Here is a 23,482-nt window from a genome sequence, read left to right on the forward strand (position 1 = left end):
CCTTACTACTTAGTATGAATTATTCAGGTTGGATTCTTTTACATTAATTCGTTCAGTTCGCTTAAATTCTTTTTGATTTCGTGGATACGATTTAAGAACTTCTTGCGGTAAATCCATAAGATCAATCCCAGTCCTCCGCCCCATAACAGGATGAAGAAAGCGATCATCCCCATTCCATATTGCCACACTTGCCAGTAGATAAATGAAAGTATAGCCAGGACCAGGAGAAAGGCAATAGCAATCAATCGTTCCCTGATGGTCCATCGATGGATACGGTTCACGCGGCTGATTACTTCTACCAAAGGCATCTCGTCTATTTGTGTCCGTTGGAGGAAACGGGTGGTGACGATATCCCAGCAAAGGGCAGGAATCCATGCGAAAATGATAATGATATAGATCGGGTTCAATCTGTTGTGCAACAGTACCTCCGCTAAAAATAAGATCAGTATCGGCAGAGAAATCAGAATAAGCTTGATGTTCAGTCTGGCAATGGCATGGATACCTTTGTCCGCATGCCTTATCAGCTTTTCAAGCTCTTCTTCTTTGATGAACTCTTTGTCTTTCAAGTGTTCATCCAGGGCATTCCAAGATTTTTTAAGTTCTTCCAGTTCCATATATCTTATTCCTCCTTTTTCATTCTTTTAAGTTTGTCTTTGATGCGACTTAGTTTGGTCGCTACATTGGTAACCGTCAGTCCGGTGATTTCTGCTATTTCCTCGTAACTTTTGTCTTCGAGATAAAGCAGGATAATTGATTTGTCGAGTTGTCCCAGTTGGTTAATCATCTGATAAAGCTGTTTCAACATTTCGTTGATCGGGTCGTGTGCTTCTATGGCCCAGTCGGTATCTCTGGTGAGGCTGACTATTTCCGGCACATTCTTTTCTTTACGATAGAAGCTGATACAGGTGTTGAGGGCAATACGGTAAATCCAGGTGGAAACCTTACATTCTTTTCTGAATTTGGGATAGGCTTTCCAAAGGTTCAATACCACATCCTGATACAGATCATTGAGAGGAGCATTGGGATTGGCATACAGATAGCATACCTTGTAGATCACCCGTTCATATTCGCGGATCACCGACAAAAACTCTTGTTCAATAGGGGCGCTAACCTCTGCTGTTTGTTCTCTCATGGAATCTATGATTACTTTTCTGGTTAGTTAGTCGTGAGAAAAGGAGAAAAATCACAGGGGAATAAGGACTATTGGAGATTAGCTGCCAGAAACTTACACATTTCTTCGATACTTTTTCCCCGACGGCGGGCATAATCTTCCAATTGGTCTTCTCCAATCTTTCCGACGGAGAAGTATTCGGAAGCCGGGTGTGAGAACATAAGCCCGCAAACAGAAGCGTGCGGGTACATAGCTCCGTTTTCGGTCAGCGAAATGCCTATCTGCTTCATGTCCAACAGTTCATCCAGCAGGAAGTTGACAGATTGATCCGGTAAAGACGGGTAGCCGACAGCAGGACGAATGCCCTGATACTTTTCGACCAGTAAGTCCGCTATGCCTAAATTCTCGTCTTTGGCATATCCCCACGCTTCTTTGCGCACATATTCATGCATCTTTTCTGTTGCTGCTTCTGCCAGTCGGTCGGAGAGGGTTTGGACAAGCAGGTGTTTATAAGGGTCCTGTTCGTACAATCCTTCCATGTCCGCATCAATGGAAGAGGCAAAAGCACCGATGGTATCCGGGATGCCGGAAGAGATCGGGCGGATAAAGTCACTTAGACAAAGAAAAGGACTACCGTCTCTTTTCGGCGTTTGCTGGCGCAGTAAAGGAAAAGTGATGAACCGGTCTTTTTCTTTCTCAATAATCAGGTTATCCCCGTCAGAGTTTGCCTTGCAAAGCTTGAAGATGGTCTTTACTTCATAATCCCGGTCAAGCAGATCGAGCATCCGGTTGGCCTCTTTGAATAGCTGCATTGCTTCGGAAGCTTTATTACGTTCTTCTTCCGGGAAAGTTGTCAGCCACGAAGCACGGCAGGCATCACATCCGTGAATGTTGGCGATGGCTGCAAAACGTGGCTGGAACCCCCATGCATGGAAAAAGTAAATCCAGTTGATGTAGGGAGTGACTGTATGTATTTTATAAGATAAAATGGTACTCATAGGCTTGTTGAAGGCGAGCTGCTGTTTATCTGAATCTTAATTCCTGTCCGCGATAAGTCTCGTCTATTTCTCCGTTGTTATATAACAGATGTCCGTTTACAAATGTTTTCTCTACTTTCCAGTCGAATGTGTGTCCCTCTAATGGGCTCCATTTACATTTGCTTAGAATACAATCGGTTGTTACAGTCCATTCGCTTCCGGGACGGACTAATACCAGGTCAGCCTGATAGCCTTTGCGAATGAATCCTCTGTTTTGTATCTCATACATCTGCGCAGGAGCATGAGCCATCTTTTCTACTACTTTTTCGATAGTAAACACTCCTTTTTCTGTCAACTCCAACATGCTGACGAGTGAGAACTGAATCATCGGCATTCCGGACATTGCTTTTAAGGCACCGCCTTCTTTTTCGCTAAGTAAATGTGGGGCATGATCTGTGGCAATAGCATCAATCAAACCGCTATTGACAGCCTCTCGCAAAGCTTTCCGGTCTTGCGCTGTCTTAATGGCAGGGTTGCATTTGATGCGGGCACCCAGTGTCTGGTAGTCCTCTTCCGTAAAGAGCAGATGAGAAACACAGGCTTCTGCCGTGATCTTTTTTTGTACCAAAGGTACATTAGAAAACAGGCTCAACTCTTTAGCTGTGGAAATATGCATGATGTGCAGGCGGGCGTTTGTCTCACGTGCCAACTGCACTGCCAGTTCGGATGAACGATAGCAAGCTTCTTCCGAACGAAGGAGCGGATGAAGAGCCAAAGGTACGTCGTCTCCGTATTCTTTCTTATATTTATCCGTGTTTTCTTTGATAATTCCCTGATCTTCGCAATGAGCAGCGATGAGCAGATCGGTTCCACCGAATATATTACGCAGACTGGCCATCCGGTCTACCAGCATATTGCCGGTGCTTGAACCCATAAATAACTTCACTCCACAAACCCGGTGTTTATCCAGTTGTGCAAACTGGGTATAGTTATTATTCGTTGCTCCGAAATAGCAGGAATAGTTGACTGCTGACTTTTCACCCAACAGAACAAATTTTTCCTCCAAAGCCTCCAATGTGGTAGTTTGCGGATTGGTATTGGGCATATCCATGATAGAGGTGACACCTCCTGCTGCCGCAGCACGACTTTCTGTGGTGATATCTGCCTTATGAGTCAGTCCGGGATCGCGGAAATGCACATGTTCGTCGATGGCACCCGGCAAAAGATAACACCCGGTTGCGTCTATTATCTCGTCGCAGGGGGCAGTTGCGTTTTCTCCGCCAACCAATATTTCGGCTATCTTTTCATTCTCGATTACTACTGAACCCAGAACTTTTCTTCCTTCGTTGACAACAACGGCGTTTTGAATCAGTGTACGTTTCATTTCTTTTGTGGGAATTTATGGAACCAACTATTTACTTTTAATTTTATCACACCAAATATGGCTTCTCCAAAGATGCTGCTATTCATTTTAGAAGTCCCTAATTCACGATTAATGAAGATAACGGGAACCTCGATAATTTTGAAACCACACTTGTAAGCAGTGAATTTCATTTCAATCTGAAAGGCATATCCTTTGAAGCGAATATGATCTAAATCGATTGTTTCCAACACCTGGCGGCGGTAGCAAACAAATCCGGCAGTGGTGTCATGTACAGGTATTCCGGTGATAAACCGCACATATTTAGAGGCAAAGTATGACATCAATACCCGTCCCATCGGCCAATTCACTACATTCACTCCGCTGACATAACGGGAACCGATGGATACATCTCCTCCTTGTTCCGAACAAGCCTGATACAAACGGGGTAAATCATTCGGATTATGACTGAAGTCTGCATCCATTTCAAAAATATACTCGTATGCGTGTTCCAGTGCCCATTTAAATCCAGTAATGTAGGCAGTACCCAGTCCCAGTTTTCCTTTACGTTCTATCATGAAAAGCTGTTCGGGAAATTCTTGTTGCAGTTTTCTTACGATGGCTGCCGTTCCGTCCGGAGAGCCGTCTTCTATGACCAGAATATGGAATACTTGGGGAAGGCCGAAAACGGCACGGATGATATTTTCTATGTTCTCCCGTTCATTATAGGTGGGGATAATTACAATGCTATCCGATGTCTGCATATAGATACTATAAAATTTAGAAACAAAAGTAGTTCTTTTTCCTTTAGTTATAGCTGAACTAAGGAAAATTTAACGTGTTTCATGCCCCATGCGGAATAAGACGGCAGATACCTTATTATAATACTTCTGTTCTTTGGGTGCATACTCCCAATCTTTTTTGTAATTTTGCGGGGAAATTTTATAGGTATGACAATAACTGAGTTGCAACAACAATATGCTGCCCATCCCAATATGGCAGTAATGAAGCGCTTGTTGAAGGACACTTCCGTTCAGACTGTTTTTTGCGGAGGACTGTGTGCATCCGCCGCTTCTCTTTTTTCTTCTGTACTGGTGCAAGAGGGTGGTTGCCCGTTTGTATTTATTTTAGGTGATCTTGAAGAAGCCGGATATTTCTATCACGACTTGACGCAGATATTGGGTACGGAAAGAGTATTGTTCTTTCCATCTTCATTCCGTCGCTCCATCAAGTATGGACAAAAAGATGCGGCCAATGAGATTTTGCGTACAGAAGTACTTAGCCGCTTGCAAAAGGGGGAAGAGGGATTATGTATCGTTACGTACCCGGATGCATTGGCGGAGAAAGTGGTGTCGCGCAAGGAATTGAGTAATAAAACGCTGAAGCTGAATGTAGGAGAGAAAGTGGATACCACTTTCATCACCGATGTGTTGCATAGTTATGGTTTTGAATATGTAGACTACGTATATGAGCCGGGACAATATGCTGTTCGCGGTAGTATTATCGACGTTTTCTCTTTTGCTTCGGAATATCCTTATCGCATCGATTTCTTTGGTGATGAAGTGGAAAGTGTTCGTACCTTTGAAGTGGAGTCTCAATTATCCCGTGAGAAGAAAGATGGAGTGTCTATCGTTCCCGATTTGGCGGTGACAGGAGATGTAACGACTTCTTTTCTGGATTTTATCCCGAAAGAGACTACCTTGGCGATGCGCGATTTTCTTTGGTTGCGCGAGCGAATCCAGGTGGTACACGATGAGGCGCTGACTCCACAGGCAATAGCCGTTCAGGAGGCCGAAGAGAATGGTGGCATTACATTGGAAGGGAAATTGATAGACGGCAGCGAGTTTACTGTACGGGCACTCGATTTCCGCCGGTTGGAATTTGGTAATAAACCGACCGGAACGCCCAATGCCAGCGTTACTTTCAATACATCTGCCCAGCCTATCTTTCATAAGAATTTCGATCTGGTAGCTTCTTCTTTTAAGGATTATCTGGAAAAAGGCTATTCGCTTTATATCTGCAGTGACAGCATGAAGCAAACAGATCGTATCAAAGCTATTTTTGAAGATCGGGGTGATAAGATTAATTTTACTCCCGTAGAACGTACCATTCACGAAGGTTTTGTAGATAACACACTGCGGCTCTGTATCTTCACAGACCATCAGTTGTTTGATCGTTTTCATAAATATAATCTGAAAAGTGATAAAGCCCGTTCGGGAAAAGTGGCACTATCCTTGAAAGAACTGAATCAGTTCACTCCGGGAGACTATGTGGTGCATACGGATCATGGTATCGGACGTTTTTCCGGCTTGGTACGTATTCCGAATGGTGACACTACGCAAGAGGTTTTGAAACTGGTGTTTCAAAATGAAGATGTGGTGTTCGTCTCTATTCATTCCCTGCATAAGGTTTCCAAATATAAAGGTAAAGAAGGAGAGGCTCCCCGGCTTAACAAATTAGGTACAGGTGCATGGGAGAAACTGAAAGAACGTACGAAGAGTAAAATCAAGGACATTGCCCGCGATTTGATAAAATTGTATTCGCAGCGTCGTCAGGAAAAAGGTTTCTCTTACAGTCCCGATAGTTTCTTGCAGCGTGAGCTGGAAGCATCCTTTATTTATGAAGATACACCGGATCAGAGTAAGGCGACGATTGATGTCAAGGCAGATATGGAAAGTGACCGCCCGATGGACCGTCTAGTCTGTGGCGATGTAGGATTTGGAAAAACAGAAGTTGCGATTCGTGCGGCTTTCAAAGCTGTTGCCGATAATAAACAAGTAGCCGTTCTGGTTCCGACAACAGTACTTGCTTACCAGCATTTTCAGACTTTCCGTGAACGTCTGAAAGGCTTGCCGTGTCGGGTGGAATATTTAAGCCGCGCACGTACTGCCGCACAGACCAAAGCTGTATTGAAGGGATTGAAAGATGGAGATGTCGGTATTCTGATAGGTACCCACCGTATCTTGGGAAAAGATGTCCAGTTTAAAGACTTGGGATTGTTGATTGTGGACGAAGAACAGAAATTCGGTGTCTCTGTCAAAGAAAAGCTGCGCCAGTTGAAAGTGAATGTGGATACACTGACTATGACTGCTACTCCAATTCCCCGTACCCTTCAATTTTCATTGATGGGTGCACGCGACTTGAGTGTGATTTCTACTCCGCCACCCAACCGCTATCCGATTCAGACCGAAGTGCATACTTTTAATGAAGAAGTGATAACGGATGCCATCAATTTTGAGATGAGCCGCAACGGTCAAGTCTTCTTTGTCAATAACCGGATTGCGAACTTGCCGGAATTGAAAGCGATGATCGAACGTCATATCCCGGATTGCCGTGTAGCGATTGGACATGGACAGATGGAACCGACAGAGCTGGAGAAGATTATTCTGGATTTTGTCAACTACGACTATGATGTACTCTTGGCAACTACAATCATCGAAAGTGGTATTGATATTCCGAATGCCAACACTATCATTATCAATCAGGCGCAAAACTTTGGATTGAGTGATCTCCATCAGATGCGTGGACGGGTAGGACGTAGTAATAAAAAAGCTTTTTGTTATCTGCTGGCTCCTCCGTTAGGTAGTTTGACAGCCGAAGGAAGGCGACGTCTTCAAGCAATTGAAAACTTTAGTGATTTGGGAAGTGGCATTCATATCGCCATGCAGGATTTGGATATTCGTGGAGCCGGAAATCTGCTTGGAGCCGAACAAAGCGGATTTGTTGCCGATTTGGGATATGAGACATATCAGAAAATTCTTACTGAAGCTGTCCATGAGTTAAAGACAGACGAGTTTGCAGAACTGTATGCGGATGAAATCAAGGGCGAAGGACAAATTAGTGGAGAAGAGTTTGTAGACGAGTGTCAGGTAGAAAGCGACCTCGAACTATTGTTGCCTGCCAACTACGTAACAGGCAGCAGCGAACGTATGTTGCTCTATCGCGAACTGGATGGACTGACATTGGACAAAGATGTGGAAGCTTTCCGTGCTCGTCTGGAAGACCGCTTCGGACCGGTTCCCCGGGAAACGGAAGAACTACTCCGTATTGTGCCTCTACGCCGTCTTGCAGCCCGTTTGGGTGCAGAGAAAATCTTCCTGAAAGGTGGGCGGATGACCTTGTTTTTTGTTTCCAATCCGGATAGTCCGTTCTATCAAAGTAAGGCTTTTGGTAAAGTGATAGACTATATGATGAAATATACTCGTCGTTGTGATTTGCGTGAACAGAACGGCAGACGGAGTATGCTGATTAAGGATGTTACTAATGTGGAAACGGCGGTCAGTGTGTTGCAGGAGATTGTGGCTTTGCCGGTAAAGGAAGCATAAATGAGTTGAAGATGCTATCATTGGCAACAACTCATTACTATGTAGCTTTTATTTCTTTCTCTTACCTATATTATTTTTTCGATTGACTAATGAGTTTTCGTTTGACAGTTGTTGAACTATCGTTTGACTATTGTCAAACGAAAACTTACTAGGTAATCAAATACATATCAATTGGAGAGCGCTAACTTAAAAGTAGCCAATAAGATCACAAGTTATAATTGATTCATAATCATGCCTTATGCTTGATTTATAATTTATTTCATTCTATCTTTTTCCTTTCCCTCTTTCCATGTCCTTTCTTTTTCCGTATAACTTGTCTATCAAATCTGAACGTCCGATACGTCTCAACTCATTGATGATGTTTTTTCGTTCTTCCGGTTTGTACCAGAAAAAGAATTGGCGTTGTGCAAGTTTCTCCCGTTGGGTTTTGGCACTGAATATCGGTTCTAGCGTGTATGGATGGAATCCGCTATACCAGGCTTCGGTAGCCACTGTCATCGGAGTAGGAGTGAAGTCCTGCACTTGTTCCAGGTGGAAGTCCAGACGTTTGGTGATAACGGCAAGTTCCGCCATGTCTTCTTCATTGCATCCGGGATGCGAAGAGATAAAATACGGAATCAGTTGTTGACGCAGATTTTCTTCCCGGTTAATGCGGTCGAATATCTTTTTGAATGTTTCAAATTGCTCAAAAGAAGGTTTGCGCATTATAGATAATACCCGGTCACTGGTATGCTCCGGAGCCACTTTTAACCGGCCACTCACATGATTGACTATCAATTCACGGGTATATTCGGCAGTGCTACGGTTGGTAGTTTCATCTTTGCTTTGATGAAGTAACAGGTCATAGCGTACACCGCTACCGATAAACGATTTTTTGATTCCGGACAAGGCATCTACTGCACGGTAAATATCCAGTAGGGGACGATGATCTGTATTTAGATTCGGGCAAACTTTCGGGTGAATACATGACGGTCGTTTGCACTTCTTGCAAATAGCTTCATCTTTCCCTTTCATCTGATACATATTAGCGGAAGGACCGCCCAAATCACTTAAATATCCTTTGAAATCGGGTAATTGAATAACCTCTTTTACCTCTTTCAGTATAGACTCTTTGCTTCGACTGACAATAAACTTTCCCTGATGGGCGGAAATGGTACAGAATGCACAACCACCAAAACATCCCCGATGAATGTTGATGGAAAATTTAATCATATCGTATGCCGGAATCCGTTTTCCTTTATATTTGGGGTGAGGCAGACGGGTATATGGTAAATCAAACGAATGATCGAGGTCTTTCTGGCTCATCGGAGGATAGGGAGGATTGACTACGACTATCTTATTCCCTACTGCTTGTGTGATTCGTGAAGCCGAATATTTGTTGGATTCTTCTTCGATATGTCGGAAGTTACTAGCCTGTTTCTTTTTATCTGCCAAACATTCTTCGTGTGAATAAAGTTGAAGGTCATCTTCGGCAGATGTCCATTCTGTTGCACGACAAAGATAGGCTGTCTGGGGCACAGATCCGATAATTGTTCTAAATTTGCTACTTGTCAGTACAGGTTCTTCAGTGGTGAGCAGGCTTTTCATATTTTTCACCAGGTCTGCAAGAGGCTTTTCTCCCATTCCGTAGATGAGCAGATCTGCTCCGCTGTCGCACAAAATACTCTTTTGTACTTTGTCCTGCCAATAATCGTAATGACTCAATCGCCTTAAACTAGCTTCGATTCCTCCAATGACTACCGGAACATCCGGAAAAAGTTTCTTTAGTATCTGGCTGTAAACTGTAGAAGGATAGTCCGGGCGCATATCCGGTCGGCCGTCCGGAGTATAAGCATCTTCACTGCGTAGGCGTTTGTTGGCGGTATATTTATTAACCATTGAGTCCATGCATCCGCCGGAGATACCGAAGAATAGCCGTGGACGTCCCAACTTCTTGAAGTCGCGCAGGTCGTCACGCCAGTTAGGTTGGGGAACGATGGCTATTTTCAAACCTTCCGCTTCGAGAATGCGTCCGATAACGGCAGCACCAAAAGAAGGATGATCCACATAAGCATCAGCACTGAATAGAACGACATCCAATTCATTCCATCCGCGAAGTTCAACTTCTTTTTTGGTAGTGGGTAACCAGTCGGTCAATCGATATTCTTTCATGCTGCAAAGATACGGATAATAAAAAACATCCCAATGATTTTTTTATTCATTGAGATGTTTAACTTCAATCATCAGGATGTTTTCTTCCAATCATTGGAGTGTTTTCTTAAAACTTCCCGTTGATTGTGAACTGTAATGTCATTTGTTCTCCGTCATAGATTTCACGGAAGCCGATACCTTGCTCGGACAGATATTCCTTTAGATCCTGAAACGCATCAGCATGGTTCATGATAATCTCTATTGTTTCACCCGGAGAGGCAGTGCACATCGCTTTTATTGCAGGAATCAGCGGACTGTATGCTGTTATTCCGCAGGTATCTACCGTAATCATTATTCCTCCTCTTCTTCCGCTTCCGGACTGGAGAGCCAGGTAAGATAAAGCTTGATGAGCTGTTGCAAGCCGAATGCCTTCATATTATTGTGATAAATCACGTCAATACAAAGGTCCAGCAAGTCTTTACTGTCTTCCTCCTGACTGGCGATAAGGGAGCGGATATTTAGTTTCAACTTATCCAGAACTGCTTCATCTACAATACCGGTACTGTCGATAAGATGACGGAACAGGGCATATTTTTCAATCGTTCTCAAGTTTTCATTAGATACTTCTATGCTGCGTGTACCGCTGGGATTTGCTTGTATAGTATACATTGTTTTTTAGTTTTAAAGGTTATTATAGTAGCAAAGATAGAATTTAAAATGAGAAACGGATTAAAAAAAAGGATATTTTTTATTTTTGAGTAAAGAATCCCAAGATGCCTGCCATAATGGTTGCCCGATCCGCTTCCGACTGGATGCTTTCAAAAGGAAAGCCCAATACAAAAGTGCGGTAGTTCCCTTTGTAGGCAATACCTGCACTCTGATTGCCGGGTGCATACGTAAATACGGGGAAGGCAGTATCTACGGGAACAATACAATCGGCAGCAGGTACAGCATAACTGCTTTCATTAGGCAGACGTGGGATTGTAATAGTACGGCCCAATCCTTTAATCTGATTCGAACTCTTATCCGTCAGGCTACCTTGATAACCATATTTCAGTATTTTCTCCGTAAACTCCCGGTTTCCTTGTGTTCCACTCATATCACTTCCTACATAAGCACCACTGACAAACAGGTTACCTCCCGCTTGGCAATAACTGGTCATAATCCGTTGCATAGCCGAAGAGAATGTCTTGTAATATGCTTTACTTGCAGGATCTTCTTTTTCCAGTCCCAAAATATAATCTACTACTGGATAATCTTCTAATGTAACCAATCCGTTCTCTACTGCTTCGTCGCTGCATGATACGAAACTATATTTTCCGGCTGCCTGAATTGCTTTTCCGTGAATAAAAGGATAGTCGAACGTGTTTCCTGCAATTTTCATTCCTTCTAATTCGTTTCCGCTATGTCCCAGACTTCCTTTTCCTTCTTTACCGGCTTGTGTACGGTCGAAGCCGGTTTGTGCTCCGCAAAATGAAATATTCGATATATACGGAACGCCGGGATCTTGCATTAGATCGAATCCAGCTTTATCAGAAGTGTTAACGACCGCCGGACCGCTGATTCTGTCAAAGCCATTGATGATGATTACTTTTCCCTGTTCACGTTTGGCTTTATAGACAGAAAGGATTTCAGAAGGAAAACTTTCCCCACCCCGGTTTACAGCAGTTACTTTGAATGAATAAACAAGTCCCGGTTCTATCTTAACGGTGTGGGACGTTTTGCTGACTAAAGTGCCATTGTCAAAACCTCCATAACCGATGCGGGTATATACAATGTATTCCCGTGGTCGTGCAGTCGGTTCTTGCGGATCGTCTTCGCCTTTCCATGAAAGTTCTAATGTATTCTTTTTCTTTCCAAATTGAATGGCGAAATTGCTCACAGGCAGAGGCTGAACAATGTATTCTTTATCGTGCTGGTTGGTAATGAACTGCAAAATACCTTTGTAAATGGCACGCCCCACTGTAAACTTGAAGTTCGGATCATGTCCTAACTGCATATCTGCGAAGTTCTGGTGGGAGAGTAATTCAATAATCGTGGAAGGTGTAGCCGGAAGACGTGTTTCGCTATAATTCCGGTTCCACATGCTGCGGCGTGTCCACGGCAAGCTGTAGCTTGAATAAATATCTTTCTGAATCTGTGTCAGCAGAATGTCTGCCAGATCACGTGAGGCATACCGGTCTGTTCCTGCATTCAGTTTGCCATTATTGAAATCGGTGGTGTAAATGCCGAGTGATCCGATCAGTTCGTCTGTTTTGCTGCATCCGGCGTCACTGTGTAATGCCATCGTCATTTCCAAAGGTATGCCCAGACCCGACTGTTGTGGGTTATAGACGGAACTGCCCGATAAATAATTGATAACGTTAGAGCGTGTGTTAATATCGTCTGTATAGTCGTTTTCACCTTTTCGTCCGGCATATACTTCGTATGGCATTCCCGCCCATTGAGCAGAATAGCGTGCTCCTTCCAAGTAACGCGGTAGCCCACTGATTCTTCCTCCGCGGGCAATGTTACCCATTCCTCCTCCAAAACGTACTGCATCGGCACATACAACTCCATGTTCGCTGCTCTCGTTACTAAGAACCACCATACCGTAGTCATTGTTCCCTTTGTCGAATTCAAAAGTGCCGAGATAAACCCATGTGCCTCCACCTATCTTTTGGTTTACTTTGAATTCGGTAACTCCACCGTTATGAAATACCAGATATTTGGCGTCGCTTACACTGTTGGGTAATGTCTGGTAGGAAACATAAACAGCATACTTGCCTGTTGCCGGCAGAGTAGGCACCCATTCGGCAAATACCTGGTCTTTATTCTTCTTTTTCTTTCTCTCTGTCGGAATAAAACGACAGGTTCCGTCAGTGAAAGGATTTTCTCCATCTTTATAGATTGTTTTCTTCTGAGCAAATCCTTTTACCGGAGCATTTGCCCAATTAATCTTTTTACCCCCCATTTCCAAATAAAGGGAAGCATTGGGGGTATCATTATCTACAATGATTTCATTCTTTTGTGTATCTCGTTCGCGGGGAGTATAGACAATCGCTCCTGCATTTTCCAGCATTGGAATTACATAAGGAAGGACAAAAGATTGAGTGAACATGTCTTCTGTGGTGCAGAATAATCGGGGACGTTGCCATCCCCATTCGTTTTTATCATTTTTGAAATAGTTGCCGTGGCTTTGCCAGATTGCAATGTGGCGGTCTTGTAGTCCGCGTGAGATTTCATTAGGACGTGAAGTGTTTTTCACCCAGGGAGCTCCTTTATAATCTACATTTAAGGATAACCGCTCCTTATCCTTTTTCTTATTCCGGTAGAAATTAGGTACCAAATCTTCAATGGGTTTCCCATCCGCATAAATGGTGAGTTGGTAATAATGAACGGGACCCGGAAGCAATTCTTTAACTTGATTATAAATGTTTTCTACAGTTTCCGGACGGAAAGGCTGGTAGGCGAAACTCTCCGATGCATAGATTGCAATCGTCTTACGGTCGTAATTAATATCGAAGCTATTCAGTTTAGGAGTGCTGATTTTGGCTGTTGCGGTATATTGGTTGAAGTAATCCGTCAGCCGCTCTTTTACATTTCTTTCAATATCCTGCGCAAAAAGAAAAGTTGCACAGAATGTAAGGCCTAGAAAAAATACTATTATTTTCTTCATACTTGTTGCTTTTTTGCTAAATGCAGATTATCACGGATTATCGCAGATTGTTTTATTCTATTTTTCTTTGCGAAAATCTGCGTTAATCCGCGTTTAATTCTCCCCGCAAAAATAAACAAAAAAGAGCGAGAAGTATCGAAACTTCCCACTCTTCTTTCATTGTTTTATATTCTCTTAATTAAGAATGATTACTCTTATAATGGAACATATTCTACAAATGCTTCCATTGCTTCGTAAGAAGCCAATCCCAATTGATCGTACAAAGTAGCTGTACCACGGTTACGATCTTCGCTACGTTGCCAGAACAAACGTTCGTCGTTACCCAGGAACGGAGCACTTTCCATTTGCGACTGATGTTTCAGGATAGAGTTACGTTTTGCACGAAGTTCTTCCGGACTGATAGGCACTGCCATTTCAATATTCTCGATTTCCCATTCAGCCCACGCACCACGGTACATCCAGATACGACAGTCTTTTAGCCATTTGGCACCTTCTTCTTTTTCAAGATCGACAGCAGCAAATACAGCGTCTGTACATACACGGTGAGTTCCATGTGGGTCGGCTAAATCACCAGCAACAAAAATCTGGTGAGGTTTTATTTCACGGAGCAAGTTGCGTACAATTTCTACGTCTGCTTCACTGATTGGGTTTTTCTGAATCTTACCTGTTTCATAGAATGGCAGATCGAGGAAGTGGCAACGTTCCAGCGGTATATTATTATAAGTACAAGCTGTACGGGCTTCACCACGACGAATCAGACCTTTGATAGTCAGAATATCACGACTGTCCATATCACCGTCTTTCTTCTCCTTCAGGAAATTGCGTATTTCTATATATTTTTCATTGATAACCAAATCTTCGCTATTATTGAAGAGCTGATTGAATCCATTGATAAAATGCATGAAACGAACTACTTCTTCGTCACCTACGGCGATATTACCGGAAGTTTCGTAAGCTACGTGTACTTCGTGCTTTTGTTCTACCAAACGGCGAAGCGTACCACCCATTGAAATAACATCATCATCCGGATGCGGAGAGAAGATGACCACACGTTTCGGATACGGTTTTGCGCGTTCCGGACGATAGGTATCATCAGCATTAGGCTTACCGCCCGGCCATCCGGTAATGGTGTGCTGCAAATCATTGAAGATTTTGATATTTACATTGTACGCAGAACCGTAAAGTGCCAGAAGTTCACTCAAACCGTTTTCGTTATAGTCTTTATTTGTCAACTTCAAAATCGGTTTGCCGGTCAACTGACACAACCAAACGATTGCACTGCGGATTAATTTATCATTCCATTCGCAAGAAGTGACTAACCATGGACGTTGGATACGTGTCAGGTTCATAGCGGCTGAAAGATCAAGAGCTACATGTGCATTATTGTGAGTTTGCAGATAAGAAGCAGGAATTGTGTCAGTGATCGGACCTTCCACACACTCTTTAATCATAGCTGCTTTGTTTTCACCCCATGCAAGCAGATAAACTTTCTTTGCGCCAAGAATAGTAGCTACTCCCATTGTAATGGAGCTGATCGGCGTATTATCCAGCGTTCCGAAAATCTTGGATGCCTCGTTTCGTGATGCATTATCTAACAAAATCAGACGAGTGGTAGAATTCAGTCGGGAACCCGGTTCGTTGAACGCAATGTTACCTACACGACCAATCCCTAACAAAGCAATATCAATACCTCCGAAGCTTTCAATGCGTTGTTCATACAGACGGCAATATTCGAAGATGGTATCTTTGGCAATGCTTCCATCGGGAGTGAATATATTCTGCTTGTCAATGTCGATGTGATCCAGCAGCATACTCTTCAAAGCATTGAAGTTACTGTTGATTGCATCGGGAGACAACGGATAATACTCATACATATTAAATACGATCACATTGCGGAAGCTAAGTCCCTCTTCCTTATGCATACGGATAAGCTCGGTATATACGTGGCTGGGTGAATCTCCTCCGGGAAGAGCCAATACACAGAAACGTCCTGCCTTTTGTTTCTCGCGGATGGTTTGTGCTATTTCGCGCGCAATATAGTTAGCACCTTCTTCTACGGATTCGTAGATGTCCGTAGGGATTTTTTCGAGTCTTGTCAAGACTGATTTTTCAAATGCATTCTCCGGTCTGTAGTATCTGGGGGAGACCCGGTGGAGACTGATTTGAGAACTAAGATTTGTTTTCATAAAGTTGTTAATTAAGTTATGTAAGATTAGCGTCCTTACGACTGTATTTTCACGACAAAGATACAAAAGAAGTCTATATAATTAACTACCGAGTTCTAGGTATTGTTGCTGCAAGAATCTGTTTTTAACATTTGTTATTTTGCCAATGTTACAGATGGAATTCGTCTGCATCTTTCCATACCGGGAACTTCTCTCTGAATTGGTTGAGAGTGTTCAGATTAAGACTCACAGTAGCTATTCCTTCCTTTTCATCTGGAAATGAGCCGATTTCTTCTCCGAAAGCAGAATAAACTCTACTTCCTCCATTATATGTAAGCTGATATCCGTCTATACCCACCCTGTTGACACCGCATACATAGCATTGATTTTCCAAAGCACGCGCCCGGAGCAGAGTGTCCCAAACCAGACGGCGGGGGATAGGCCAGTTGGCTACATATATTAAAAGGTCGTACTCGTTGTTTACGTTCCGGCTCCATACAGGAAAACGGAGATCATAGCAAACCAACAGGCAGATATTCCATCCACGATAGGGGATGATAAGTCGTTTGTCACCGACCGAAAAATGTTCGGCTTCCCTTCCCATACGAAACAGGTGACGTTTGTCATAATAGAATTCTTCTCCTTCCGGTGTCAGGAAGAAGGCCCGATTATAGAACTGGTCGTTTTCAGTTGCTATATAACTTCCACAAATGGCTAGCTGAAATTGGGCAGCCCATTGTTTGAGTATTGTAATGGTTGCTCCGGAGTTCGGCTCTGCCAGCATTTTACTCTGCATGCTGAATCCGGTGGAAAACATCTCCGGTAAAACAACAATCTCCGTTATTCCACGAAGACTTTGCAGCTTTTCGTGGAGCAAACGGAGATTTTCTTGTTTATTTTCCCAAACAATATCGGTTTGTATGATAGAAATACGGATAGACTCCATGATAACTAAGTATTAAGTAATAAGTATTAAGTATTAAGCCGTGCGGATAAGTATATCAAAAGCTACGATTAATACTTAATACCTAATACTTAAATCATATTTCTCCAAGAGCAAAATTCTCCGGATGTTTTCCTTTGAAATCCTTGAAATAAAGTTTGATTTCTCTCATGTCCTTATTAATATCTCCTGACGGCATGATAGCTTTCGTTGCCGAAATCGTTTTCTTGCTGTAATCAATACCAATCAGGACGATAGGAACCTGTGCTTTCAAAGCTATAAAATAAAAACCTTTTTTCCAGTTTGGATTCGCTTTGCGGGTTCCTTCGGGAGTGATAGCCAAATTAAACTTTTTATATTTAGCAAAATTATGAACCATCTGATCTACTAGCGAAGTTTTTCGGCTACGGTCGACGGGAATTCCGCCAACTGCTTTGAAAAAAACTCCAAGTGGAAAGAAAAACCATTCTTTTTTCATCATGAAACTTGTCTTACGGCCTATAGCACCATAAAATAGTTTTCCAATAAATAAATCAAGGTTTGTTGTGTGTGGAGCGGCACATATCACGCATTTATCATAATTAGGCACCGTAACGTTTGTCTTCCATCCTAACAGGCGGTAATAGATAAAGCTATAAATTGCTTTTTTCATTCTGTTGTTAGTTCAATTTCCCTATAGCTTCAATAATCTCGTTTACCTTTGCATTAAAATCAGCACGGAATTTCTTATAAAAACCTTTCACGTTGCCCGGTTCTGTGTGGCTGATGCGAGTGACAAACTCATCCTGCATCTTCAGTACCTCTGCCATCAGTTCATCTGCTTTTACCTTGTCTGTGCCAGGGATAAACATACTGTTGATTAAACACTCGGTGAATAATTCTCCTGCGATATAGTTTACGTTCTTTTTGAGTTCTCTTCTACTTGCCATAATCTTTACATTTAATGGTGAATAATAAAAATACTTGCGGTAAAGATAGGCACTTTCTTTGATTCTAGCGAATAATATAGGGAAAAACATTATTCAGGCCTTCATCTTCTTAACTCTATCTCTTCATTTAAATAATTTCACAGGCTATTATTGATGGAATAACGGTTTGATTGTGATCCTGAATAGTATTTATATGATTTACTTGTTAATCTGCGTTTCAATAAATTCCTATTTAGTTCATTTCGGATCACTAATGAGTAATTTATTTAGTTCAACAGTTGATAGGGTAAGTCACTTACTTAACCAATGTTGGTTATGTATGGGCCAAATGTTATTTTTAGTGAAGCGGTAGCTCGAGAAATAATATAGAATTTACCTAACGGACAAACGTACGTTATCTACCGTGTGAATATCCGTTACCCACCGGACGAGCATCAACAACCTGCCGGACGAGAGTCGGTCATCTGCCGGACGAACAACTCATGAGGGACACGGGAATAGAAACGGCACCGACAAAGTGATCCGGACCGACAGCGGTAGCAACCAAAGCCATTTTCTCTGCCCTATATTATTGCTATTATTTATAACAGAAATAATACTTTTCTCTTCTCTACTTTACTCTACTGGTTTTCGTTGGCTTTTCCCCCTTTACTGGCAGGCGTTTCAGCGCTTTGTACAGCCCTCTTTGGATACCCTCGTTTTTGTATCGGTTTCACTTGTTTTCTCACCGAAGTACAAGAATAACTTTCACGTGAATGACGGTGTTTCTCTTATTTTTCTTTTTTATAATAGCTGCAATCATAAAGTAGGTTATTTTTGTTCTTTCTCTTAATTTATTGTATAATCTAAAATAACTAATGATGCAAAAAATTAATAAAAATGGATTTAGCCAATGTGCCGGAGCGTACATTGAGCGTTTGCGGAAAGAAGGGCGATATTCTACCGCTCATGTTTATAAGAATGCTCTTTTTTCTTTTAGTAAGTTTTGTGGAACATTGAACATATCGTTCAGGCAAGTCACGCGAGAATGTTTACGTTGCTATGGACAGCATCTTTACGAGTCCGGATTAAAGCTCAATACGATTTCTACTTATATGCGTATGCTTCGTAGTATCTACAATCGGGGAGTAGAAGCGGGAAGTGCCCCTTATGTTCCCCGGTTGTTTCATGATGTTTATACAGGCGTGGATATCCGGCAAAAGAAAGCATTGTCTGTGACCGAGTTACACAAACTTCTATATGAGGATCCGAAATCCGAACGTTTGCGTCGTACGCAGACGATTGCCGCTTTAATGTTTCAGTTTTGTGGAATGTCATTCGCAGATTTGGCGCATTTAGAGAAGTCGGCTTTAGACCGGAATGTGCTTCAATATAATCGTATCAAGACTAAAACACCAATGAGCCTGGAAATTCTCGAAAGTGCAAAGGAGATGATGAATCAGCTTCGAAGCAATAAACCTGCTCTTCCTGATTGTCCCGACTATTTATTCGATATTTTACATAGTGATAAGAAGCGAAAAGATGAAAAAGCATATAAGGAATATCAGTCTGCTCTTCGTAGATTTAATAATTGTTTGAAGGATTTGGCGAGAGCGTTGCGCTTAAATTCGCCTGTCACTTCATATACTTTCCGACATTCTTGGGCCACTACTGCCAAATACCGCGGAGTTTCTATTGAAATGATAAGTGAATCGTTGGGGCACAAATCTATTAAAACCACACAAATATATCTGAAAGGCTTTGGATTAAGAGAACGTACAGAAGTAAATAGAAAGAATTTATCTTACGTTAGAGATTGCAATGCAGGCAGGTGATATATAGACAAAACTTTAATAATCAGCATTTAAATGTATCTGTTACTTCTTAGGTAACGGAATCAAATATGACGCAAAGATAGACAAAAATATAAATAGCAAACAAATATTCTCCCATTTTTTTTCGTTTTATCTGATGCATACGGCAAAAAAAAATCCGAACATGAAATAATTATATCTTCATGCCCAATGATTTATATGTCCTGTTTTAAAAAGAATTTTCCCCTTCGCTAAAGGCAAAAGCTCTTCTCTCACTGTAATTGTCGATGTTTTTCTCTGTTCTCATTCCGGTTGGTCTCGATTGTGTGTTTACTGTTACCTAAGAAGTAACAGAATTATATAAGGTAAAAATAGTGGATTAATCAAAAAAGTTTTGAGAATATCTCTATTTAAAAGTATAACATACAAATAAAGATGAAACAAACTAAAGCGGCTTTTAGGAATAAGCCATTTATTTCGTTAAAAGGTAGTATTCTATTTCTGATACTCATTCCGATGAGCGGTCTGATTCATGCGCAATATTCCATGGGAACAACGGGGCAGTTGATGATACCTACCGCTGAAATGCAAGAGACCGGTACATTTACGGGAGGAGTCAATTTCTTACCAGAACAGGTTACTCCATCGGTTTTCAGTTTCCCTACCATGAACTATTTTGTAGATATGACTCTTTTCTCTTTTATCGAATTCACTTATCGGATGACATTACTCAAAATGACAACCGGCACAGGCAGAACGGGTTATCATAATCAGGACCGTTCTAATACGATTCGCATTCGTCCAATAAAAGAAAGCCGCTATTTTCCGGCTGTTGTGATTGGTGGAGATGATCTTTTGACTGAGAAGAAGACTCCATATTGGGGAGCTTATTATGGTGTGTTGACAAAGACTATCGGATTTCGTTCAGGAGATCAATTGGCTGTCACAGCCGGATGGTATATTCATCAAGGCGATTGCCGGGTATTTAATAAAGGACCTTTCGGAGGTGTCCGTTACACGCCTTCTTTTTGCAAAGAATTGAAATTGATGGTGGAATATGATACGCATAGATGGAATATGGGGGCTGCCATGCGCTTTTGGAAGCATTTGTCCGTCAATGTGTTTACTCGTGAATTTACGTGTGTTTCCGCTGGTCTGCGGTATGAATGTACATTAATACATTAAAAGAAGATGAAAAGGATTGTTAGTGTGACTGCTGTTTTTCTCTGTGGTATTTCTTTGTTACAGGCACAGCCAGTTCGTGTGAGTGAGACACTGAAAGAATTGGAAATGGAGAATATTTCAGTTGTGGAGAAAAGGGACACGATAACTGCGGCTTTTGAGACCTCTGCCTATAGAGGTATTTATAATGGAATCGGTATTGCTATACGCCATTTGGTTGCTATACCGGAAATACCGACTTTGCAGCTACTTATATTAGATAATGCCCTACCACAATTATGTATAACTATCCCTGCAGATTTGATTCAAAAATGTCAGTCCGGTGAATGTACGTTGGATGAAGTGTATCGTAAGATGGGGATGACTACTTCTACCGGAACTGCTGTGCGTCAGCTGAAAGGTGTAAAACGAAAAGAAAGTTCTTTCGGTAAGGTCGATTTTGTGATATATCCCAACGTGATGTTAGTCAATAATGTAACTTATAAGTTGTATAAGGCGGCACTCGAGTTGCAACCTGCCCTGGAAATGCAATTATGGAAAGGAGCTTCGCTACGGATGCAGGTTTCTTTGCCTATTGTAAGTAATGAAGATGGTAAGTGGAACTGCGTTCGCTTGGGATTCATGGCTTTGCGTCAGGATTTTCGCTTGGCTAACCATTGGAAAGGATACCTCACTGGCGGTAGTTTCTCTAATGACCGTCAGGGACTTGCTGCAGGAATCGGCTATTTTTCAGCAAACGGCAGGTGGACGGTAGAAGGTGGAGGAGGAATTACCGGTTCTTCCCATTTCTATGGCAGTGACTGGAAAATGAGTAAGTGGAAAAGAGTCAATGGACAGATTAGCGTAGGATATTATGTGCCGGAAGTGAATACCTTGGTGAAAGTAGAAGGGGCCCGCTTTATTTATGGAGATTATGGAGTACGCGGAACTCTTTCACGCTATTTCGGCGAATATATTGTAGGTATATATGGTATGTACACAGATGGAGCAACGAATGCAGGGTTTAATTTCTCTATTCCATTACCGGGAAAGAAACGCAGGCGACATCTGCTACGGGTGATGCTTCCCGAATATTTTGCTTTTCAGTATGATATGCGTAGCGGGAATGAATACGCTCATCGTTCATTGGGCGAAAGTTATAGTGTTGAACCTAAGTCGGCAGAGAATTCACACTTCTGGCAGCCGGATTATATTCGATATTATTTGATTAGAACGAGTGAGAAGTGAAACATGATTGATATTTAAACTAGTATTTTTAACAAATTTGAACATTATGAAAAGTGTAAAATGGTTTTATGTGGGTGCCATGGCGATAGCCTTGGGTATGTTAACTTTTGCGACAGTAGCCTGTCACGATGATGATGACGATCCGAAACCGGCAGAAGGGGAAGTTGTTGAAACTCCGAAACCGGTTGTAGAGTATTACATTATGGGGACGGTGACTTCCGGAGGAGCAGCAATGGATGGGGCAAAGGTAAAAGTGGGTAGTAAAAATTACACAACCGACTCGAATGGTAAGTTCTCTGTTACAGAAAGTGCTACAGGTACTTATAGTATTGAAGCGTCTTCTAATGGATATCTTTCACAGAAAACGTCAGTTGTCATTGCAAATAATGCAGAGAATCGTAGTGTGGTAACGGTAGCTCTGGCTTTGACAAAGGAGAGTCCGAAAACTGCTGTGTCAATAGAGGCTACAGGAGAAACTAAAGTAGAGGATAATAGTGAATCGAATCAGGCAATTGAAAAGCCGGGAGAAGTTGCTCCGGAAGAAGTGGTAGAGGATAAACCGCTCGTGAAAGTCGAACTGACAATACCGGAAGATGCAATTGAGGCATCTCAACAACAAGCAGGAATTGTTGAAGATGGTAAAGTCAACATTAGTGTGACAACCTTTGTTCCTGCTCCTGAAGAAGTAACTACTGAAGTAAAGGCAGAGGACGTGAATAGAGATGTACCTAAAAGCATACCTTTAGCTGCTGCTAAATTTGAACCGTCTGGTTTGAAATTTAAGAAGTCTGTTACGATTTCTATTCCTAATCCTATCCCTGGAATAACATTCGCTGATGCTGATATGATACTTACTTATCAGAATCCAAATACAGGAGAATGGGGGGATGCAAAAGATAATAATGGAAATGTAATTAAAAATATATCTTCTACTACAGAAAGTGGAGCTGTCACTGCATATACAGCCGAAGTCGATCACTTCTCTGCTTATGCTATAGAGAATAAAGTATATAGCAAGATTAGTAATGAAACTGTGACAACTAATATTCTAGGACAAGCTAGTCGTGATAATAGCGAGAATGCTAAAGCGGTGGCTGGCATTGAACTGAAATATAAGGAAAAGTCTGGTTGGGACTATGATAAGAATGATGCTGGTCTTGTTGCTGAAGTTAAATCGCAATTAGGAGCTGGTGCTAGTGCTGAAGATACAAAAACGGTGAATGCAATGGTTGCTTTTATGAAAACTCGTATGTTCTCATTAATGGGATCGGTATCTGGCATTACGGAAACTGAACGTGTTTATAACACTGTAAATGTAAACGGATATACTACCATGAGTTATACTTGCTATGCAAAAGTCCGTACTACCACGTTGACGGCTAATGTAAAGTTTAAGGGTACTGCAAAGTCTGTTTCGATTACAGCAACTCGTTATACCGGTACGGACCATCAATATAAAACGGTTACTTATAATCCGACACATAGCGGTGGTAAGGGTGGTAGTATCTAAGATGTTTTATAGTAAGGGGCTTAGATTCATTTGTAGCATTGAATCCCTGCCTTAGTCGATTAGAAAAAAGTACAGAGGTACTTCTTTACCTAATTGGCCCCATGCATCAGATTTTATTTTGATGCACATTTCCCCAAATATCAACTGTCTGTGAAGATCGTTGATATGACTT

Annotated in this window: 18 protein-coding genes; 5 read left to right on the forward strand and 13 right to left on the reverse strand. The window is 42.0% G+C overall.

The window, feature by feature from the left end; all coding sequences use genetic code 11:
• Positions 1-38: 38 nt before the first annotated feature.
• The 5 genes from N5O98_RS16070 to N5O98_RS16090 all read right to left on the reverse strand — a co-directional run bounded on the left by N5O98_RS16070 (position 39) and on the right by N5O98_RS16090 (position 4,212).
• Positions 39-614 carry a hypothetical protein gene (locus N5O98_RS16070; protein ID WP_004297353.1) on the reverse strand — a complete coding sequence of 192 codons (576 nt, stop codon included), beginning with the start codon at positions 612-614 and terminating at the stop codon, positions 39-41.
• A 5-nt stretch (positions 615-619) separates the two neighbouring features.
• On the reverse strand, positions 620-1,132 hold the full coding sequence (locus N5O98_RS16075; protein WP_004297355.1) for an RNA polymerase sigma factor: 513 nt from the start codon (positions 1,130-1,132) through the stop codon (positions 620-622).
• A 68-nt stretch (positions 1,133-1,200) separates the two neighbouring features.
• Positions 1,201-2,109, reverse strand: a complete 909-nt coding sequence (locus tag N5O98_RS16080) for a vitamin B12 dependent-methionine synthase activation domain-containing protein (RefSeq protein WP_004297356.1) — start codon at positions 2,107-2,109, stop codon at positions 1,201-1,203.
• A 25-nt stretch (positions 2,110-2,134) separates the two neighbouring features.
• Positions 2,135-3,472 carry a dihydroorotase gene (locus N5O98_RS16085; RefSeq protein WP_004312024.1) on the reverse strand — a complete coding sequence of 446 codons (1,338 nt, stop codon included), beginning with the start codon at positions 3,470-3,472 and terminating at the stop codon, positions 2,135-2,137.
• Positions 3,469-4,212 carry a polyprenol monophosphomannose synthase gene (locus tag N5O98_RS16090; RefSeq protein WP_004306020.1) on the reverse strand — a complete coding sequence of 248 codons (744 nt, stop codon included), beginning with the start codon at positions 4,210-4,212 and terminating at the stop codon, positions 3,469-3,471. The genes N5O98_RS16085 and N5O98_RS16090 overlap by 4 nt, the downstream gene beginning before the upstream one ends.
• Positions 4,213-4,398: 186 nt before the next feature.
• Between N5O98_RS16090 and mfd the strand changes: the two genes are divergently transcribed.
• Positions 4,399-7,773: a transcription-repair coupling factor gene (mfd, locus tag N5O98_RS16095; protein ID WP_008774907.1), complete on the forward strand. Its 3,375-nt coding sequence runs from the start codon at positions 4,399-4,401 to the stop codon at positions 7,771-7,773.
• Between the two features lie 264 nt (positions 7,774-8,037).
• On the opposite strand, the gene N5O98_RS16100 is transcribed toward mfd, so the two are convergent.
• The 8 genes from N5O98_RS16100 to N5O98_RS16135 all read right to left on the reverse strand — a co-directional run bounded on the left by N5O98_RS16100 (position 8,038) and on the right by N5O98_RS16135 (position 17,598).
• The gene (locus N5O98_RS16100; RefSeq protein ID WP_004312022.1) at positions 8,038-9,924 is read right to left on the reverse strand and encodes a YgiQ family radical SAM protein; all 1,887 of its coding nucleotides are present in this window, start codon (positions 9,922-9,924) and stop codon (positions 8,038-8,040) included.
• Between the two features lie 106 nt (positions 9,925-10,030).
• Positions 10,031-10,255: a sulfurtransferase TusA family protein gene (locus N5O98_RS16105; protein WP_004306023.1), complete on the reverse strand. Its 225-nt coding sequence runs from the start codon at positions 10,253-10,255 to the stop codon at positions 10,031-10,033.
• A complete protein-coding gene (locus N5O98_RS16110; RefSeq protein WP_004297365.1) occupies positions 10,255-10,572 on the reverse strand; it encodes a hypothetical protein in 318 nt (105 codons plus the stop codon). Before N5O98_RS16110 ends, N5O98_RS16105 begins: the two co-directional genes overlap by 1 nt.
• A 79-nt stretch (positions 10,573-10,651) precedes the next feature.
• Complete coding sequence (locus tag N5O98_RS16115) at positions 10,652-13,561, reverse strand: golvesin C-terminal-like domain-containing protein (RefSeq protein ID WP_004312021.1); 2,910 nt, start codon at positions 13,559-13,561, stop codon at positions 10,652-10,654.
• Between the two features lie 194 nt (positions 13,562-13,755).
• Entirely contained in the window at positions 13,756-15,747 is a 1,992-nt protein-coding gene (locus N5O98_RS16120) for a glucosamine-6-phosphate deaminase (RefSeq protein ID WP_004297369.1), read from the reverse strand.
• Positions 15,748-15,895: 148 nt separating this feature from the next.
• Entirely contained in the window at positions 15,896-16,672 is a 777-nt protein-coding gene (locus tag N5O98_RS16125) for an amidohydrolase (protein WP_004297370.1), read from the reverse strand.
• Positions 16,673-16,766: 94 nt separating this feature from the next.
• Complete coding sequence (locus tag N5O98_RS16130; protein ID WP_004312020.1) at positions 16,767-17,321, reverse strand: 1-acyl-sn-glycerol-3-phosphate acyltransferase; 555 nt, start codon at positions 17,319-17,321, stop codon at positions 16,767-16,769.
• Between the two features lie 7 nt (positions 17,322-17,328).
• On the reverse strand, positions 17,329-17,598 hold the full coding sequence (locus tag N5O98_RS16135; protein ID WP_004306027.1) for a hypothetical protein: 270 nt from the start codon (positions 17,596-17,598) through the stop codon (positions 17,329-17,331).
• Between the two features lie 860 nt (positions 17,599-18,458).
• Between N5O98_RS16135 and N5O98_RS16140 the strand changes: the two genes are divergently transcribed.
• The 4 genes from N5O98_RS16140 to N5O98_RS16155 all read left to right on the forward strand — a co-directional run bounded on the left by N5O98_RS16140 (position 18,459) and on the right by N5O98_RS16155 (position 23,310).
• Positions 18,459-19,412 carry a tyrosine-type DNA invertase cluster 3b gene (locus N5O98_RS16140; protein ID WP_004312018.1) on the forward strand — a complete coding sequence of 318 codons (954 nt, stop codon included), beginning with the start codon at positions 18,459-18,461 and terminating at the stop codon, positions 19,410-19,412.
• A 414-nt stretch (positions 19,413-19,826) separates the two neighbouring features.
• The gene (locus N5O98_RS16145; protein WP_004312017.1) at positions 19,827-20,576 is read left to right on the forward strand and encodes a YjbH domain-containing protein; all 750 of its coding nucleotides are present in this window, start codon (positions 19,827-19,829) and stop codon (positions 20,574-20,576) included.
• A 6-nt stretch (positions 20,577-20,582) separates the two neighbouring features.
• Positions 20,583-21,800, forward strand: a complete 1,218-nt coding sequence (locus tag N5O98_RS16150; protein ID WP_004312016.1) for a hypothetical protein — start codon at positions 20,583-20,585, stop codon at positions 21,798-21,800.
• A gap of 46 nt (positions 21,801-21,846) precedes the next feature.
• On the forward strand, positions 21,847-23,310 hold the full coding sequence (locus tag N5O98_RS16155) for a carboxypeptidase-like regulatory domain-containing protein (protein ID WP_004297377.1): 1,464 nt from the start codon (positions 21,847-21,849) through the stop codon (positions 23,308-23,310).
• Positions 23,311-23,482 lie beyond the last annotated feature (172 nt).

Origin of the sequence: Bacteroides sp. LFL-34, from assembly GCF_027257075.1 — a bacterium.
Lineage (GTDB): Bacteria > Bacteroidota > Bacteroidia > Bacteroidales > Bacteroidaceae > Bacteroides > Bacteroides ovatus.

Bases quoted from the DNA above. Each gene is read 5' to 3' on its own strand.
- N5O98_RS16090 (WP_004306020.1), bottom strand. From the start codon at position 4,212: ATGCAGACATCGGATAGCATTGTAATTATCCCCACCTATAATGAACGG.
- N5O98_RS16070 (WP_004297353.1), bottom strand. From the start codon at position 614: ATGGAACTGGAAGAACTTAAAAAATCTTGGAATGCCCTGGATGAACAC.
- N5O98_RS16145 (WP_004312017.1), top strand. From the start codon at position 19,827: ATGAAACAAACTAAAGCGGCTTTTAGGAATAAGCCATTTATTTCGTTA.
- N5O98_RS16085 (WP_004312024.1), bottom strand. From the start codon at position 3,472: ATGAAACGTACACTGATTCAAAACGCCGTTGTTGTCAACGAAGGAAGA.
- N5O98_RS16120 (WP_004297369.1), bottom strand. From the start codon at position 15,747: ATGAAAACAAATCTTAGTTCTCAAATCAGTCTCCACCGGGTCTCCCCC.
- N5O98_RS16100 (WP_004312022.1), bottom strand. From the start codon at position 9,924: ATGAAAGAATATCGATTGACCGACTGGTTACCCACTACCAAAAAAGAA.
- N5O98_RS16150 (WP_004312016.1), top strand. From the start codon at position 20,583: ATGAAAAGGATTGTTAGTGTGACTGCTGTTTTTCTCTGTGGTATTTCT.
- N5O98_RS16115 (WP_004312021.1), bottom strand. From the start codon at position 13,561: ATGAAGAAAATAATAGTATTTTTTCTAGGCCTTACATTCTGTGCAACT.
- N5O98_RS16110 (WP_004297365.1), bottom strand. From the start codon at position 10,572: ATGTATACTATACAAGCAAATCCCAGCGGTACACGCAGCATAGAAGTA.
- N5O98_RS16140 (WP_004312018.1), top strand. From the start codon at position 18,459: ATGCAAAAAATTAATAAAAATGGATTTAGCCAATGTGCCGGAGCGTAC.
- N5O98_RS16075 (WP_004297355.1), bottom strand. From the start codon at position 1,132: ATGAGAGAACAAACAGCAGAGGTTAGCGCCCCTATTGAACAAGAGTTT.
- N5O98_RS16105 (WP_004306023.1), bottom strand. From the start codon at position 10,255: ATGATTACGGTAGATACCTGCGGAATAACAGCATACAGTCCGCTGATT.
- N5O98_RS16135 (WP_004306027.1), bottom strand. From the start codon at position 17,598: ATGGCAAGTAGAAGAGAACTCAAAAAGAACGTAAACTATATCGCAGGA.
- N5O98_RS16130 (WP_004312020.1), bottom strand. From the start codon at position 17,321: ATGAAAAAAGCAATTTATAGCTTTATCTATTACCGCCTGTTAGGATGG.
- N5O98_RS16080 (WP_004297356.1), bottom strand. From the start codon at position 2,109: ATGAGTACCATTTTATCTTATAAAATACATACAGTCACTCCCTACATC.
- N5O98_RS16125 (WP_004297370.1), bottom strand. From the start codon at position 16,672: ATGGAGTCTATCCGTATTTCTATCATACAAACCGATATTGTTTGGGAA.
- mfd (WP_008774907.1), top strand. From the start codon at position 4,399: ATGACAATAACTGAGTTGCAACAACAATATGCTGCCCATCCCAATATG.
- N5O98_RS16155 (WP_004297377.1), top strand. From the start codon at position 21,847: ATGAAAAGTGTAAAATGGTTTTATGTGGGTGCCATGGCGATAGCCTTG.